This window comes from Ruminococcus sp. J1101004sp1_RTP21198st1_B9_RTP21198_201120 (genome assembly GCF_040924245.1).
In the GTDB taxonomy this organism is placed as follows: Bacteria; Bacillota; Clostridia; order Lachnospirales; family Lachnospiraceae; genus Blautia_A; species Blautia_A faecis.
Genome location: NZ_JBCOMI010000020.1, coordinates 70,946 through 85,226 on the forward strand (window position 1 = coordinate 70,946; position 14,281 = coordinate 85,226).

Consider the following 14,281-nt stretch of genomic DNA (forward strand, 5'->3'; position numbering starts at 1 on the left):
ATTACCTGCAGATGGCGTGAATTCCCACAAGAAGCTCCTGATCCGTAACTGTCTTGTCAATAAAACTCTTTCCAAGACCATCCATAAGAATAAATTTAATCTGTCCCTGTTCCATTTTTTTGTCCTTTTTGGTAGCTGCAAGAATGTCTCTGGGAGAAAGTCCTTCCACATACAAAGGCAGACCGTAAAGCTTAAGGCTATGGCAGATCTGCTCGTATTCACCATTTGTGAGGAGACCTCTTTCCCTGGAAATGGCAGCTGCGGCAACCAGTCCGATTCCCACACACTGACCATGGAGAAGGTTAAAGTTCATCAGCTTTTCGACTGCATGTCCTATGGTGTGGCCAAGATTAAGAAGAGCACGCTCTCCCTGTTCTTTGGGATCCCGCTCTACAACCCCGGCTTTGATGGCACAGCATTTTCGGATCATAACGGCAAGCATTTCTGGATCCATAGTGCGGATAATCTTGTAATTTGCGCATACAAAGTCGAAAAAGTCTTTATCGCAAATTAGTCCGGTCTTTAGAATTTCACCCATTCCACAGCCAAATTCGCGCTCAGGGAGGGATTGCAAGGTGGCCATGTTCATATAAACCAGTCGGGGCTGATGAAAAGCGCCTACCATATTTTTAAACTGTCTGAAATCAACGCCAGTTTTACCGCCTACGCTGCTGTCCACCTGCGCCAGAAGCGTGGTAGGAATCTGGATAAAATCAATTCCACGAAGATAGGCTGCGGCACCGAAGCCGGATAAGTCTCCTGTTACTCCGCCTCCAAGAGCAACCACCAGACTTTTGCGGTCAAGCCCATTCTCAATAAGGCACTGGAAAAGATCCTGTACGGTATCAAGATTCTTGTATGCTTCTCCGGCGGGGAAAGTGAACTGGTATACATGATCGGATACTTTCAAAAGCTCTGCTTTCACCTGGTCTGCATAGAGAGGTGCTACTGTGGAATCTGAAACAATACACATGCTTTTCCCTGCAAGACCTTCGTCTGTCAAGGCCTGTGAAAGAAAAGAAAAGTCATTTTCAAAATAAATGGGATAACAGAACTCCCCGTCACGTTTTACAAGTAATTTTTCTTCTGCCATAGTTAAATCCTCTCCAAATGTATTATTGTTTATACGTATTTTCGAATGCGGACACCAAGGCGTCCTTTCTTTGTCTGTCTGGATACACCATCATAGATAAAGCGTCCTTTGCCGCGAACGGAAATAATATCGCCTTCTTTTGGCTCATATCCATTGGAGGTGATCAGTTTGCCGTTTACAAACACAAGACCGCTTTCAATAAAAGAAACCATGCTGCTTCTGGACGTCTGAAAAGCCAGCCCGATGAGAGCATCCAGCCTTACAGAAGCGCAGGTACCATTTGTCATTTCAAATTCAGGTTCCGGAATCTCTTCTGCCTGCTCTACTCTGGAAACCAGAACGGTAGTATGTTTTACCCGAATAAGATTTTCAATAAAAAAGTCAGACATTTTATGAAGGCAGAAAAACCAGGCTTCTTTATCCTTGATGAGGATATCACCAACTACACTGCGGTCAACTCCAAGATTCAGGAGCGCTCCAAGATAATCTCTATGTCCAAGCTCCTCAGAAAAACGAAGAGCCTTGGGCTCTATTTTCAGGCAGTCAATAGGATAATCCCAGGAAAAACCAAGACCTCCGGGGAAAAAAGCTGCCATCTGCCGTTCTGCATGCTCATAGCCACCGAAAAGCTTTACCTCTACGCCTATCTGATGAAGCTTAAGGGAAACAAGCATATTTTGTTCGTTTAAGTTAAGAAAATCCGTAAAGGTGACAATATCTCTCTGGTAAGAGAGATTTGCCAGCTCCCGGATTCTCTTAAGTAAAAATTCATCCTTATCCATAAAAATCAATAACCAGCTCTTACAGAAGGTGTAGCGCCGCCAAGAATATTCTGAAGATCACCAGTGATATCTACAGAAGAGGGACCAAGTACGAAGATGTAGCTGGAAATCTTCTGAAGGGAACCATTCAGGGAATAACATGCGCCAGATGCAAAATCAATAATACGCTGTGCAAGTTCTACATCAATACCCTCCAGATTCAGAATTACAGTTGCATTGTCAAGAAGTGTGTCTGCAATTTCCCGGGTGTCCTCCATGGAAGCAGGTTTGATCACACAAACCTCCATAGAAGAAGCCTGATTCGCACGACGGCTGCTTCTCATCGGAGTGATTTTGGAAGAAGCTACAGGGCGCTGCTTCTCAGCTGGCTGTTTCGCAGGAGCCTTGGCAGCAGTCTTTGGTGTTGCTGTATGTACAGGTTCTTCGTCAAAGGAAGTATCTGCGTCAGCCAAATCATCCTCTTTCTTACGACCGAATTTCTCGAAGAATTTCTTCTTAGGCTTGTCATCCATGGGATCGTCATCAAAGAAATCCCCCTCTTCGTCATCCATCAGATCCTCGTCTAAATAATTATCTTCATCATAATCGTCATCATTCAGTTTAATAGAATCTAATAATTTATCAAAAACGCTCATTTTCAATCTCCAATCTTAATCTTCTTGCCGTGTGGCATAATTTCGTTCACCAAAAATACCGGTTCCCACACGTACCATGGTTGAGCCTTCCTGGACAGCAACCTGATAATCTCCGGTCATACCCATACTCAGAACACTCATGTTAACATTATTAATGTTTTTTCTATTAATGTCAACACTTAATTTCTTCAATGTGCGAAAAACTTCACGATTTTCTTCTGGATTTTTCACAAATGGGGCAATGGTCATAAGTCCCATCACTTTTATATGGGAAAATATGCTGATTTTCTCAAGAAGAGGAAGCACCTCATTCGTCGCTAATCCGAATTTGCTTTCTTCCTCTGCTACATTAACTTCCAGCAGAATCGGCATAACAAGATCTTTCTTTGCAGCTTCCTGCTCAATGGTCTGGGCAAGGCGAAGGGAATCTACCGAGTGAATCATGGCAACCTTGTCAATAATATATTTTACTTTATTGCGCTGCAGATGACCGATCATGTGCCACTGGATATCTGATGGCAGCTGGTCATATTTATCCATGATCTCCTGCACTTTATTTTCTCCAAAAACACGCGCACCGGCATCATACGCCTCCTGAAGCATGGAGACCGGTTTGGTCTTACTTACTGCCACCAATGTGACTTCACCTGGGTCACGGGAAACAGCAGCACAGGCTTTTTCAATATTTGCATTTACCTGCTGTAAATTTTCAGCTAACATTTATAAGCCTCCTTAAAAATAGTATATGTTAAACTTAGTAGAGAATATCCTGCTCTTTTACCTGGGAGGAGTCTCTGGCAATGCGGTCATAGCGGGAAAGTCCGTAGGATGTATTACTGGAAATAATGGCATATTCTTCATTCTGATCCAGTATATCTACCTGACGGAATACCGCATACCCTTGATTGATGCAGTAAACGCCTTCCAGAGAATCTGTTTCGCCTACAATAAAGCGCTGGTTGGAGTCATCTTTTACAATAGCATCTCCTTCCTTAAAAGCGCTTCTATCCACGTAATAATTGTAAGCTTCATCGGCAGAATCATCATCTGACTCAATTTTAACTTTACCGTAGATTGTAGCATTGATAAAGGTTCTTACGTTATTTCCGCTGGAATCTTTGGAAATCTTGTTAAAGCCTACACTTCCACTGTCAGGATCAGTCGTGGCATATTCTGCCGGAATTACGTAAAAATCCTTGGATTCAATAGCGGAAAGGGGAATCTTAAGACCGGTTACTGTATTGGTAACCAGCTCAATATCCAGAAAACGGTCAGATGCATAGCGGATCAGACCGCGGCTGAAGTCAATTTTTCCATATTTGTTACCATCGATTTTTATGATGGAAAAATCGCCGCTCTGTGTCATATCATCCTTGAGAAATTTCACACGAATGGTGGAACGTCCCTCCAGCTTGGCGGCCTGTTTGTCGCTTAATGGAATGATCAGGCTCCATAATTCGCTGGTAATATTTGTATAAATGTTATCTCCGGCCTGCACCTTTTCGGATGTCTTCAGATCCGTTTCATGGTAAGAAGTCTGGTCAAAATCTGCTGCTGTAATGTTCTCCACAGTCTTATTCTCATAACCGTCCATAGAATAGAGGATAATGCCGTCTTCCTGGGCTTTACAGATATTCTGTCCGCCGATGGTCACTACTTGTGAATCTGCATTCCCGTCAGTGGAAATTCCCTCATACTGAAGGATGCTTCCCTCCAGCTGGTTCTTAAAACTGTAAGTGTTGTTAAATTTACTTCCGGAAAATCCTTTGGAAAAGCTGAGCATAGAACTGCGGATCTTCTCCAGTTCATCAGCAGTCAATGCAGACTTGGTTTCTGCAATTTTTCCGGAACTTAATCCGTAAACAGCACCGTTGGCATTGATCTTACTTCCCTCCCGGGCATAATAATTCACATAACCGGAGGATTCTGCCTTAAAAACACTCTCTTCCCGAAGAGAAATACCAGTGTAGGTCTCGTTTCGCGACAAAGGACCTGTGGTAACCTGGTAAGATTCGATATGTGTGGAGGTTACAAGTAAAAATGCAGTAAAAATCATATATAATAACAATATACCAAAAGCAACGGTGGCAATATTCAGTCCGAATATGTTCTTTAACTGGACAAAAAGTCCTGCCGTTTTGCCAGGCTTGTTAGATTTCTTCTCGGACAAGCGGATTCCCCCTTTGTTTTTGAGTCGGGCTCTGAATTTTCATACCAAACAATTGTACCATTTTTTGCCGGTGAACACAAGGAAAAGAAAACGAAAAGTGTGTGAACAAAGCTGGAAGCTGTGAACAGCCTGCATATCAAAAAACGAACATATTTTCAGAATATCTGTTTGCTTAATTAAGAAAAATATGGTATGATAAGAAAAAGTTGAATGAATTTCGGAGGAAAACTCTTATGACATATGGTAAAATCAGCAAAAAACAGCAGGAAATTTTAGAATATATTAAAAGTGAGATTCTGAACCGCGGATTCCCGCCAGCAGTTCGTGAGATTTGTGAAGCTGTAAATCTGAAGTCTACATCATCTGTTCATGCCCATCTGGAAGCTCTTGAGAAGAACGGATACATCCGCCGCGATGCCACGAAGCCAAGAGCCATAGAGATCATTGATGACAATTTCAATCTTGTCCGCCGTGAAGTGGTCAATGTTCCGCTTGTAGGTACTGTAGCCGCCGGACAGCCTATTCTGGCTGTAGAGAATGTAGATGGCTACTTCCCCATCCCGGCAGAATTTATGCCCAATGAACAGAGCTTCATGCTGAAGGTAAAAGGCGACAGCATGATCAATGCAGGAATCTTCGATGGTGATCAGGTTCTGGTAAAGCAGCAGCCAACTGCAGATAACGGCGACATTGTAGTTGCCCTGGTAGAGGACTCTGCCACAGTGAAGACCTTCTATAAGGAGAAGGGCTACTACCGCCTTCAGCCAGAGAATGACACTATGGATCCCATTATCATTACAGGAGAAATCCAGATTCTGGGTAAAGTATTTGGTGTCATGCGTTTTTACCAATAGTCATAAAAAATTTCCCCTTTAGCAAACAATTGCTGTTTCCAGACAATTGTTTACCAAAGGGGACTTTTTTATTTCTCTAAAAACGCATCCATCTCCAGAACCTTTCCATCTCTCCAGATTCTCTCCAGATCATAGAAAAGTCGGTTTTCCTCATCAAACACATGCACGATCACATCGCTGTAATCCATGAGAATCCAGCTGGAATTGCGGTTTCCCTCAATCTGCTTCGCCTCAAAGCCAGCGCGTCCAAGCTGCTCCTCCACATTATCGACGATCGCCTGAACCTGATTGGAGTTTGTACCGCTTGCGATTACGAAATAATCTGCAATTACAGAAACATTATGAATATCAATTATCTTAATATCCTGTCCCTTTTTATCATCAATTGCCTTGCAGGCAATCTGTGCCATCATTTTCTCTGTACTTACTGTACTCATTCTGATCTGCTCCTTTCTTAATAATGCTTATACTGACCTAATATTATTTTAAATTCCTGCGAGAACAAAAGGCTTTAAAAGTGAAATAATATCCTCTGTCAGGTGGTACCTGGCCTTCGCTCGTGCGAAATATCTCGCATCTCGTAGAATGTTAATTGTAAATAGTAAAAATAGTCGCCAGTATATGCGGAGTATTAATTATCAGATACGTTATTACGCTTATTATGCAATTCTTTATAATAAATATAAGCCTCCTTGGAAGTTGGCTCAATATCATCGGCAGAATCTTCTTCCAGATACTCCAGGGTATCTTTTAGGATCTCATACATACACTCATCCAGGTCTTCAAACGCAAGTTTGCGAATTTCCGGTAAACGGCTTGCTTTATAACGCATGGGCTCAATATAATCTGCAATATAAATAATCTTTTCAAGAAGACTCATTTCACGTCTGCCAGTTGTGTGATAATTGATGGCAGAAAGAATCTCCTGATCGTCAATCCCATATTTCTCGTGAGCAATATAAGCTCCAAGACGGGAGTGGAGAAGAAACGGGTGACTTCTCTCAAAATCGGAAACCGGAATATTGTGTTCGCTGCACATCTTCAGTTTTTTCTTATTGGGAATGCATTTGGCGCAATCGTGAAGAAGACCGGACACCTGTGCATCTTTGATATCATATCCATGGACCATAGCCAGACATGCGCTGGTGTACATAACGCCCATGGTATGCTGGAAACGATCCTCATCCAGGTATTTGGAAAGTTTTTTTTCAATTTTTGCAAAATCGTAATCTGCCATGGTCAGACTTCCTTCTTTCTGTAAATTCCATTCTCTTTCATGTAAGAAATCACCTTATCCGGGACGTAATATTTCAGACTTTTTTCTTCTGAAATCCACTGACGGATCTGATGACTGGACACATCAATATTCATAGTATCCAAAAGGGCAAAATTTCCGTTGTACCTTGCAGAAAGACGCTGGATTTCCCGATTCAGTTCAGCGTAGGACGCATGATCCCGGACAGCCACCACAAGAGTACAGGCCCGACAGATCCGCTCTGGTTCCATCCATTCGTCAAAAGCAAAAAGAGAATCTGCACCAATGATAAAATAATAGTCTGTGTCCGGATTGTATTCTTTTAGCTCTTCCAGAGTGCGATAGGTATAGGTATACCCGGTCTCGTGCATTTCTGCAAGAGACAACTCAAAATGGGGATTATCTTCAATTGCAAGCCGGACCATATCCACACGCTGGTTATCAGAGGCTCTGCCAGCACGGTCCCGTTTATGAGGCGGGTTGCCGGAAGGCATAAACAGAACCTTATCCAGCTGGAATTGCTCATAGCTCTGCTCACCCAGAATCAGATGTCCCATATGGATGGGATCAAAGGTACCGCCCATGATCCCGATTTTTTTTCGATTATTTTGGCAGTTCAATTTTCTTTTTCTCTTTTTTACCTTCGCGGTATAATACGATCTTCTTACCGATCACCTGTACAACCTGGGAATGGGTGCGCTCTGCAAGAACCTGTGCCATTTCCTTAGGATCCTCCAGACAGTTCTGAAGCACACTGATTTTGATCAGCTCTCTCGCCGCAAGTGCTTCGTCAACTGCCTTGGTGTTCTCCGGTGTAAGACCGCCCTTGCCAAGCTGGATAATGGCATCCATTTTCATTGCCAGACTTTTTAAATATGCTCTTTGCTTACTTGTCATAATTTATCTCCTGAATACCTGCTGAATAGTTGCTATTTATTTATAATAATCAAATTCAAATCCATACATACGGACCGTATCACCTTCCTGAATACCGGCGTTTTCCAGTTCATCCAGAATGCCGCCTTCTTTCAGGAAACGCTGGAAAAAGGCGAAACCTTTCTCAGAATCCAGATTGGTATAACCAAGCATTTTCTCAATACGTGGTCCTTCTACGATAAATACAGATGGATCTTCCTCGTCAACCTGTACGGTAAATGGAAGGCTCTCATTGATCAGCATATCTTCCGGGAAGAATTCCTGCTCGAATACGATTGCTTTCTTCGGACAACTGTCCAGAAGTTCCTTGATATGGAAAAGAAGCTCACGTACACCCTGTCCGGTAACTGCAGAAATGGGATATACTTTGATACCTTTTGGTTCAAATTCTTTGCGAAGTCTGTCTACAGGATTCTCCTGACCGTCGTCAAAAATACAGTCCACTTTATTGGCTGCAATTACCTGAGGACGCTTTGCAATTTCCGGATTGTATTTCTCCAGTTCTTTGGTAATCTTATAAATATCATCAATAGGATCTCGTCCCTCTGTGGAAGCTGCATCCACAATGTGCACCAGAACTCTGGTACGCTCAATATGGCGAAGGAACTCATGACCAAGACCGACTCCTTCAGAAGCACCTTCGATCAGTCCAGGGATATCTGCGATGATAAAACCGCCATTCTCAGTATCTACAACGCCAAGGTTCGGGCTTAAGGTTGTGAAATGATAGTTGGCAATTTTCGGTTTCGCATTTGTAACACGTGAGAGAAATGTAGATTTACCAACATTAGGAAAACCTACCAGTCCTACATCTGCGATCACCTTTAGCTCCAGAAGCACTTCAAGCTCCTGAAAAGGCTGTCCAGGCTGGGCATATTTGGGAACCTGCATGGTAGGGGTTGCATAATGCTGATTTCCCTTACCGCCGCGTCCACCGCGCAGAACGATCTGACGACGATTGTCACCGGACATGTCTGCAATTACCTTACGGGATTCAGCCTCCATGATAACAGTACCTTCCGGTACCTTTAATATAATGTCGGCACCGTCGGCACCGTGGCAGCGCTTTTTGCCGCCCTCCTGACCGTCTTCTGCCTTATATTTTCTTTTATGACGGTAATCACCGAGGGTATTCTGTCCCTCGTCAACTTCAAAAATGACGTCTCCGCCCTTGCCGCCGTCGCCGCCATCCGGACCGCCGTCAGGTACATATTTTTCCCTGCGGAAGCTTACATGGCCGTCGCCGCCCTTACCGGAACGGATATATATGGTAGCTCTGTCTGCGAACATTAAATCTCCTTTATAAGAAAAGGCTCCAAACCTTTATAGATTTGAAGCCTCCTGCTCTACGAATTACTCTGCCTCTACTGGTACGATAGAAACCTGTTTCTTATCGCGGCCTTTTCTGGTGAATCTTACAACACCATCGGTCAGTGCAAATAATGTATAGTCTTTTCCGCATCCTACGTTCTCGCCTGCATGGATCTTAGTTCCGCGCTGTCTGTAAAGGATGTTGCCGGCTTTAACAAACTGTCCGTCTGCTCTCTTCGCACCTAATCTCTTGGACTCGGAATCACGACCGTTCTTTGTGGAACCAACTCCTTTTTTATGTGCGAATAACTGAAGGTTCATCTTCATCATTGTTGTTACACCTCCTTGACTCTTACTGTCAAATATCGATTGTTATAACTATGCTCAATTTCTGTTAATCCAAGAATCAGGGAATCCATAAGCAGTTTCCCACGCTCAGTATTCGGATTTGTTTTAAAATGGATGGATACATATCCCTCATCCGCTTCCGCTTCAATCTGCTCTTCCGTAAATTCCTCAAGAGAATTCACGGTAGTAATGATCAAGGCTGATACGGCAGCACATACAATATCCTGTCCCTCTTCGGCATAGCCTGCATGTCCTTTGGACAGAAAATCCAGATAAGAGCCTTTTCTCTTCTTAACTGTAATATTGATCATAACAGCACCTGATTAAGCGTTGATCTTTTCGATTTTAACTTTGGTGTACTGCTGTCTGTGACCGTTTTTCTTGTGATATCCAGTTTTTCTCTTGTACTTGTAAACGATGACTTTTTTAGCCTTTCCGTTCTCAACTACAGAAGCGGTAACACTGGCATCCTTAACGTCTTCTCCAACCTTTAATCCGTCATTGCTAACTGCAATTACAGAATCAAAAGTAACGGTTTCACCAGCTTCAACTCCGAGCTTCTCAACTCTGATTACGTCGCCTTCAGCAACTTTGTACTGTTTACCACCTGTTGCAATAATTGCGTACATTTGTGGCACCTCCTATAGACTTTACTCGCCAAATATGGTGGTCTCTCGACTCTTAAACCTCTTTGTGCGGCATACTCGATTATAATAACAGGGAGATTTGGTTTCGTCAAGAGGTTTTGCGAAAAAAATTGTAAAAAAATAAAAATGAAAATCCATATTTCGGGTTTGCTGCTTATAATAATTTCGAAAATACGAAAAAGGAATTTCTTATAGTTTTATTTAGAGCGTGTTCGAAAAATCTCCTGACTTTATCTGCCTGATCTCCTCTATTACCGGTTTTCTGACTTTCTTTCGTGTCATCTCCAGAATGTGAAGCGGTGTAATATCTATGGCTTTACATTTCACCGGATCCTTCCTCAGATATTTCTGCAATACATGAAAAAGCTCGTTGTTATGATCTGGGTTTGTCATATTGATAAAATCAATAAGAATAATTCCGGACAGGTTGCGAAGCCGCAGTTGTCGTGAAATTTCCTTAGCTGCTTCCAGATTGATTTTGCGATAGGTTTCTTCGGCTTTTTTCTTTCCGGTAAATTTCCCGCTGTTTACATCGATGGAGACAAAGGCTTCTGTCTGCTGGATCACAATAAACCCGCCGCTGTTCAGCCAGATTTTTTCCTTTTGAACCTCATCCAGCGCGTTTTCCATGCGGGAAAGCTTGTATAACGGAAGAAGCTTGTCCTGATAAAAATGGGCTTTGCTTTCTTCCTCCGGACTTGTTTCTTTCAAATAAGAAGTGATCTGCTGAAAAATTTCAGGATCATCTGTTACAATGTCTGTGAGATTTTCGCTGTAAATATCACGGAGAGTGGTAAGGTAAACCGGTTCTGTTTCGTAGAGAAGGCTGAAACAGGTGCGGCTTTTGCCGTTGACAGCAACTTTTTCATACAGTGATTTCAGATAAGAAAGTTCCTGAAGGATTTCAGCCTTTTCAGCCTGGGCTGCGTTGGTGCGGACAATCAGGCCATATTCCTTATCCGGACGTGCAGCCTCTGCTTCCAGCCAGCCGGATAAAGTGTGGCGTTCTGAACCAGAGAGCTTACCGGATAGTCCGAACTTTTTTTCTCCTGTGGTGAGCACCAGATACTTACCGGTAAAATTTAAGTTTGCAGTCAGTGCGGGCAGCTTGCCCTTCATGGCATCACGGCTTACCTGCACCAGAATCTGGTCACCCGGACGCAAGGGACTGCCAGGTGCTTTCCCGGAGGCATAGATAACCTGCTCTGCTTCCTGAAGAGGAAAATAACCGCGTACTCCAGGTGCAATAAGAACAAATGCTGCCTGGATATTAGAAGCAATATTTTCCACCTGTCCTACATAAATATTTCCGAGAATGGACTGTCGGGCGGCTGCCTCCAGGCGAAGCTCCATAATCTGACCTTCTTCCTCGATTGCACAGGCATGACATTTGTTACCGCAAAGTTCCATGGTTGTTAGAATTAATTTCGTCACTTGATTCACCTGTTTTAAGTTTATTGAACTTCCACGCCAAGGGATTCCAACGATACAAATTTATGTTTTTTCTCATTTCCAAGATCTGCATATACTTCCAGGCGATGAATCATGCAGGCAAATTCCGGAAGCTCCTGTCCAAGCCAGCTGGTAAATGCATCCATTACAGCATCTGGTTTGGTATAGTTGGCACTTGCAGAAGCAAGACTTAAGAAAATGCGGTTGTCATTCTGTAAATTCATTTTGTAAATAAAAGGTCGGATATCTACCTGTTTTTCGCCTTTTTTGGTTTCTTTTGTAACAAGGATCTCAGGCTGCTTTAAAAATTCCGTAATTCTTGTCTGCCATCCATCTGCCGGTGCTTTTCCAGGACGAAATTCCACCAGATAATCAGCTGCTGCCACCAGGGACATCGCTTTGCTCGCTTTTCCGTCTTCCACCTGGCGGGCACTTAAAACATGAATACCATCTACCATCTGGCTGTTAAGACGTTGACAGATTTCATCAGTAGGAATCGTAGCGGTAAGCTCCATATCGAAATATTCCCCTGTACTGGTAACGCCAACTCCAAGAGGGGCAGCAAAGGACATGATCATATGAGGGCTGTAACCTCCCGAAAAAGCAATTGGAAGCTCTGCGCGGCGGATGGCTTTCTGGAAGTAGCGCATGGTGTCAAGATGTCCTACAAATTTCATAGGCCCTTCTTTCGTAAATTTAATTCTTACCTTCATAACATACGCCTCCTTCATAACGTCTTGCTCCGCAGCCTGCACATTTCTGACGGCAGTTTGGTGTAACCACTTCGCCTTTTGCCTGTTTCCACTCACGGATCAGAAACTCCTTTGTAACACCTGCATCTATGAAATCCCATGGGAGGATTTCATCTGTGCTTCTCTCTCGGAGTGTGTAGAATTCAATGTCAATTCCTGTTTCTGCAAAAGCCTCTTTCCAGATGTCGTAGCGGAAGCTTTCTGACCAGGCATCGTAAAGGGCACCTTTTTCATAGGCTTTTAAGATAACTTCAGAAGCACGGCGGTCACCTCTTGCAAGGAAGCCTTCCAGTGTGGTTACATCCGGTTCATGCCAGTTGTATTTAATACTCTTCTGGTTCAGCTGTGCACGGATTTCTTCTTTTACTACTTTTGCCTTGTCAATAAAATCCTGTTCTGTATACATTGGAGCCCACTGGAATGGGGTAAATGGCTTTGGCACAAAGAAGGATGTGCTGACTACGATCTGAACCTTTCCATGGCGTTTTTCCTTTGGAACGGTATCGTAATATTCTTCTGCAATACGCTCTGCAAGATGAGCAATTCCCTTCATGTCTTTTTCTGTTTCAGTAGGAAGCCCAAGCATGAAATAAAGCTTCACACGGTTCCATCCTCCAACAAATGCCTCATGCGCACCGTGAAGGATCACTTCTTCGGTAAGTCCTTTGTTAATTACATCACGAAGTCTCTGGGAACCAGCTTCCGGGGCAAAAGTAAGGCTGCTTTTCTTAATATCCTGAACCTTGCTCATAACATCCAGGGCAAAAGCATCAATACGAAGTGACGGCAGGGAAATATTAACACCTGCAGATTTAAATTCGTCGATCAGGAAGTTTACCAGCTCTTCCAGATGGGTGTAATCACTGGAACTTAAGGAACTGAGGGAAATTTCCTCATGACCGGAATTCTTCAGCATAGCTCTTGCAGATTCCTTCAGTTCTTCTACATCACGTTCACGGAGAGGTCTGTAGATCATACCAGCCTGGCAGAAACGACAGCCACGGATACATCCACGCTGGATTTCCAAAGTGACACGATCCTGTGTAGCTTTAATAAAAGGAACAACCGGTTTTTCAATCGGGCAATATCCTTTATCCATATCTACGATCAGCTGCTTTTGGACTTTCTCGGGAACTCCCGGACGATTTGGTGCAAAGGATGCAATTGTACCGTTTTCTTTGTATGTGACATCATAAAATGCCGGAACATAAATTCCCGGAATCTGAGCTGCCTTCAGAAGGAACTCCTCCCTGCTGCCTCCGGCTTCCTTATTGGCCTTGTATGCATCAAAAAGCGCATCATACACAGTTTCTCCTTCGCCAATATAAAACAGGTCAAAAAAGGCTGCTAATGGCTCTGGATTATATGCACACGCACCGCCTCCGATTACAATAGGACATGATTCGTCACGGTCAGCTGCTTTCAGTGGAATCTGGGAAAGATCCAGTGTCTGGAGTACGTTAGTATAACACATTTCATATCCAAGTGTGATGCACAGAAAATCAAAATCCCTGACAGGATCCTGGGACTCCAGGGCAAATAACGGGATATTCTGTTCTCTCATAAGCTTATCAAGATCAAGCCATGGGGAATAAACTCGCTCACACCAGACATCAGGGCGTTTATTGAACATATTATAAAGAAGCATCATACCAAGGTTGGACATGCCGATCTCGTAGACATCCGGAAAACAAAACGCCACACGGACATCTATCCCGTCTAAATTTTTCATCACAGAGTTGACCTCCCCGCCGATATAACGGGCTGCGTTGTCAACACCGAGTAATATTTCGTCACTAAGTGCTAATTTTCTCATTCTTTTCCTTTCACAATTTGTCACTATTCACCAAATACAAAACTTATTCTGTTTGGATTTGGATAGTGCCTTTTTTTCTGAATAAGTGGGAAAAATAATGCTCATTTTTGAACCTATTTTTACCCCGAAAACGGCATTTGGTCACTGCGGTATCGGCTGTGGTATATGCCGTTAATTATCCTATTATAATACAGGTCATTTCAGAAATTCAAGAGAAATCGTGTGCTTTT

The 14,281-nt window shown here is 43.2% G+C and carries 17 protein-coding genes; 1 reads left to right on the forward strand and 16 read right to left on the reverse strand.

What is annotated here, in order from left to right; all coding sequences use genetic code 11:
• Position 1: 1 nt before the first annotated feature.
• Genes aroB through AB5618_RS14200 form a run of 5 tightly spaced genes read right to left on the reverse strand, consistent with a single transcriptional unit; the run spans position 2 to position 4,680 of the window.
• Positions 2–1,093, reverse strand: a complete 1,092-nt coding sequence (aroB, locus tag AB5618_RS14180) for a 3-dehydroquinate synthase (protein WP_118580194.1) — start codon at positions 1,091–1,093, stop codon at positions 2–4.
• 29 nt (positions 1,094–1,122) lie between these two features.
• Positions 1,123–1,875: an RNA-binding protein gene (locus AB5618_RS14185; RefSeq protein ID WP_148463021.1), complete on the reverse strand. Its 753-nt coding sequence runs from the start codon at positions 1,873–1,875 to the stop codon at positions 1,123–1,125.
• Between the two features lie 5 nt (positions 1,876–1,880).
• Positions 1,881–2,510, reverse strand: coding sequence for a cell division protein SepF (locus AB5618_RS14190; protein ID WP_118580191.1), 630 nt, complete (start codon positions 2,508–2,510; stop codon positions 1,881–1,883).
• A 15-nt stretch (positions 2,511–2,525) separates the two neighbouring features.
• On the reverse strand, positions 2,526–3,230 hold the full coding sequence (locus AB5618_RS14195; RefSeq protein WP_368366852.1) for a YggS family pyridoxal phosphate-dependent enzyme: 705 nt from the start codon (positions 3,228–3,230) through the stop codon (positions 2,526–2,528).
• Positions 3,231–3,264: 34 nt separating this feature from the next.
• Positions 3,265–4,680, reverse strand: a complete 1,416-nt coding sequence (locus AB5618_RS14200; RefSeq protein ID WP_243271384.1) for an HlyD family efflux transporter periplasmic adaptor subunit — start codon at positions 4,678–4,680, stop codon at positions 3,265–3,267.
• Positions 4,681–4,913: 233 nt separating this feature from the next.
• Here AB5618_RS14200 and lexA point away from each other — a divergent pair, with 233 nt between their 5' ends.
• The gene (gene lexA, locus AB5618_RS14205) at positions 4,914–5,534 is read left to right on the forward strand and encodes a transcriptional repressor LexA (RefSeq protein WP_148463022.1); all 621 of its coding nucleotides are present in this window, start codon (positions 4,914–4,916) and stop codon (positions 5,532–5,534) included.
• Between the two features lie 68 nt (positions 5,535–5,602).
• Here the strand turns inward: lexA and rsfS are convergent, their stop codons facing one another.
• The 11 genes from rsfS to AB5618_RS14260 form a co-directional block, all read right to left on the reverse strand.
• Positions 5,603–5,971, reverse strand: coding sequence for a ribosome silencing factor (gene rsfS / locus AB5618_RS14210; protein ID WP_368366853.1), 369 nt, complete (start codon positions 5,969–5,971; stop codon positions 5,603–5,605).
• A gap of 194 nt (positions 5,972–6,165) precedes the next feature.
• The gene (gene yqeK, locus AB5618_RS14215) at positions 6,166–6,771 is read right to left on the reverse strand and encodes a bis(5'-nucleosyl)-tetraphosphatase (symmetrical) YqeK (RefSeq protein ID WP_118580182.1); all 606 of its coding nucleotides are present in this window, start codon (positions 6,769–6,771) and stop codon (positions 6,166–6,168) included.
• A gap of 2 nt (positions 6,772–6,773) precedes the next feature.
• Complete coding sequence (nadD, locus tag AB5618_RS14220; RefSeq protein ID WP_226815140.1) at positions 6,774–7,409, reverse strand: nicotinate-nucleotide adenylyltransferase; 636 nt, start codon at positions 7,407–7,409, stop codon at positions 6,774–6,776.
• Positions 7,393–7,686, reverse strand: coding sequence for a ribosome assembly RNA-binding protein YhbY (yhbY, locus tag AB5618_RS14225; protein ID WP_118580179.1), 294 nt, complete (start codon positions 7,684–7,686; stop codon positions 7,393–7,395). Before yhbY ends, nadD begins: the two co-directional genes overlap by 17 nt.
• A gap of 36 nt (positions 7,687–7,722) precedes the next feature.
• Complete coding sequence (obgE, locus tag AB5618_RS14230) at positions 7,723–9,015, reverse strand: GTPase ObgE (RefSeq protein WP_118580176.1); 1,293 nt, start codon at positions 9,013–9,015, stop codon at positions 7,723–7,725.
• A gap of 63 nt (positions 9,016–9,078) precedes the next feature.
• Positions 9,079–9,366 (reverse strand): 50S ribosomal protein L27, encoded by a 288-nt coding sequence (gene rpmA, locus AB5618_RS14235; RefSeq protein WP_015542711.1) that lies wholly within the window; start codon positions 9,364–9,366, stop codon positions 9,079–9,081.
• 5 nt (positions 9,367–9,371) lie between these two features.
• Complete coding sequence (locus AB5618_RS14240; RefSeq protein WP_148463023.1) at positions 9,372–9,695, reverse strand: ribosomal-processing cysteine protease Prp; 324 nt, start codon at positions 9,693–9,695, stop codon at positions 9,372–9,374.
• 12 nt (positions 9,696–9,707) lie between these two features.
• The gene (rplU, locus tag AB5618_RS14245; RefSeq protein ID WP_118580170.1) at positions 9,708–10,013 is read right to left on the reverse strand and encodes a 50S ribosomal protein L21; all 306 of its coding nucleotides are present in this window, start codon (positions 10,011–10,013) and stop codon (positions 9,708–9,710) included.
• A 219-nt stretch (positions 10,014–10,232) separates the two neighbouring features.
• Positions 10,233–11,465, reverse strand: coding sequence for a ribonuclease E/G (locus AB5618_RS14250; protein ID WP_226815945.1), 1,233 nt, complete (start codon positions 11,463–11,465; stop codon positions 10,233–10,235).
• 20 nt (positions 11,466–11,485) lie between these two features.
• Entirely contained in the window at positions 11,486–12,196 is a 711-nt protein-coding gene (locus AB5618_RS14255) for a TIGR03936 family radical SAM-associated protein (RefSeq protein ID WP_118580164.1), read from the reverse strand.
• Positions 12,180–14,051, reverse strand: coding sequence for a TIGR03960 family B12-binding radical SAM protein (locus AB5618_RS14260; RefSeq protein ID WP_368366854.1), 1,872 nt, complete (start codon positions 14,049–14,051; stop codon positions 12,180–12,182). The genes AB5618_RS14255 and AB5618_RS14260 overlap by 17 nt, the downstream gene beginning before the upstream one ends.
• Between the last annotated feature and the right edge of the window lie 230 nt (positions 14,052–14,281).